The organism is Actinomycetota bacterium, assembly GCA_030776725.1.
Taxonomy (GTDB): Bacteria; Actinomycetota; Nitriliruptoria; order Nitriliruptorales; family JAHWKO01; genus JAHWKW01.
In genome coordinates this window covers 1-2,024 of the sequence record JALYHG010000032.1, presented here as the reverse complement: position 1 = coordinate 2,024, position 2,024 = coordinate 1, and the positions used below count along the sequence as shown (strand labels likewise).

General features: G+C 68.5%; 3 protein-coding genes. All 3 read right to left on the bottom strand.

Annotation, left to right across the window (positions count from 1 at the left end; all coding sequences use genetic code 11):
- Positions 1-1,127, bottom strand: a 1,127-nt coding sequence (locus M3N57_01315) for a GspE/PulE family protein (protein MDP9021344.1), incomplete at its 3' end; no start/stop codon positions are given.
- Entirely contained in the window at positions 1,124-1,729 is a 606-nt protein-coding gene (locus M3N57_01310) for an ATP/GTP-binding protein (protein MDP9021343.1), read from the bottom strand. The genes M3N57_01315 and M3N57_01310, both read right to left, overlap by 4 nt.
- Positions 1,730-2,024, bottom strand: a 295-nt coding sequence (locus M3N57_01305; GenBank protein MDP9021342.1) for a hypothetical protein, incomplete at its 5' end; no start/stop codon positions are given. It lies immediately after the preceding gene.

The window sequence follows — 2,024 nt, the reverse complement described above, 5'->3', positions numbered from 1 at the left end:
CGCAGGATCGACCGCAGCGCCGACGCGAACGTCAGGCCGGCTTTGACGTTGACCTGGACCTGGTTGATCCCGCCGAGCCGGTACTCGACCGGGTCCTCGGTGGTGATGATGTTCACCTCGGGCCCGTTGAGGATGTTCAGCGTCGCGTAGAGGGTGGTGGATTTCCCGGACCCGGTCGGGCCGGTCACCAGCATCATCCCGTAGGGCTTGCGGAACGACGTCTCGTAGCGGTCGTAGTTGTCCGTCAGGAAGCCGAGGTCCTTCAGCTCGAGGAGGACCGACGACTTGTCCAGGATCCGCATCACGACCTTCTCGCCGTACACGGTCGGCAGGGTCGAGACACGCAGGTCGATGGCCTTCCCGCCGATCACCAGCCCGATGCGACCGTCCTGGGGGATGCGCCGTTCGGCGATGTCCATCTCGGCCATGATCTTCAGCCGGGAGATCACCCCCGACTGGATGCTGCGCGGGCTGCGCATGACCTCGTGCAGGACGCCGTCGATGCGGTAGCGGACCCGGATCTCCTTCTCGCCCGGCTCGATGTGGATGTCGGACGCCCGGTCCTGCACCGCCTGGGTGATCAGCAGGTTGACGAACTTGACGATCGGCGCGTCTTCGACGACGGCGGTGACCTGGGACAGGTCCTGCTGCTCTTCCTCTGGGGCACCATCCAAGCCGGCAGCGAGGACGTCGCCGAGGTCGTCGCTCATCCGGTGGTAGCGGCTGATGGCCTGGGCGATGTCCTGGCGGGTCGCGACGATCGGCCGGACGTCGTACCCGGTCGCCGTGCGGATGTCGTCGATGGCGAAGACGTTGGACGGGTCGCTCATCGCCACGACGAGCTTGCCGTCCTCGAAGCCGATGGGCAGGGCGTTGTGCCGTTTGGCCACCGCATCGCTGATCAACGAGACGGCGCGGGGATCGACGTCGATCTCGGCCAGGTCGACGAACTCCATCCCGATCTGCTTGGACAGCGCGCTGACCAGGTCCTGTTCGGTCACCAGCTTGCGGTCGATCAGGATCCGGCCCAGCGACTTCCCGAGCCGCCGCTGCTCTTCCTCGGCATCGCGGAGCTGCTCGGGCGAGAGCAGCCCCTCGCCCAGCAGGACCTGTCCCAGCTGCCTCATCGCTGTCCCGCCTCACCGACGAGCGTCGGTCGCGAGGATCGCACGACCTCGCGGACGGTCTCGAGCAGGGCCACCACGACCTCCTTCACGCTGTCGCGCTCCCGGACGTCGGCCGCCACCACCCGCACGTCCGACGGCAGCCGCAGCCGTTCGCGCGCACGGGCGACGTGCTCGTCGGCGTCGTCACCCGCGGGCACCTTGTTGACCGCGACCACGTAGGGAACATCGGCCACGTCGAGGAAGAACTTCAGGATGCGGGCGCCTTCGTCCAGGGATTCGTCCCGCTCGGCGTCGACCACCAGGACGAAACCGAGCATCCCCTCGGCGAGGATCTCCCACATGAAGTCGAATCGCTCCTGTCCGGGGGTGCCGAACAGGTACAGGGCCAGGTTCCCGGCCACGGTGATCCGCCCGAAGTCCATGGCGACGGTGGTCTCGGACTTCAGTGCCCTGGTGTGGTCGCTGATCTCGCGCTCGGTGGACAGCACGGTGATCTCGGAGATCGTCCGGATCAGGGTGGTCTTCCCCGCGGCGAACGGGCCGGCGACGACGATCTTCAGCGTCCGGCCCTTGCCTCCTCGTGCGCGGTCGCGGCGGATCATCTACAGCGCCTTCACGCCTGCGATGAGGCGGTCCAAGGTCTCCTCGTCCAGGCCGGGATCGGTCTTGATCCGTCGTTCGGTTGTGGGGCCGAACCGCGGCGGGCTGGTCGGTCCGGTGGGGCCGGTGGCGCCAGCGGAACGCTCCTCGCGCCCCGCAGCGTCCCGGGCCGCAGCGGCGGGTGTGTCGCGCTCGGCCGGTGGCTCGACCGCTTCGGACGTCGATGGGACCGCCGTGGGACGAGCCACATGGGACGGTTCCGGCGCGCGCGGCGGCGCCTCGGCCGGGGACGGGAAC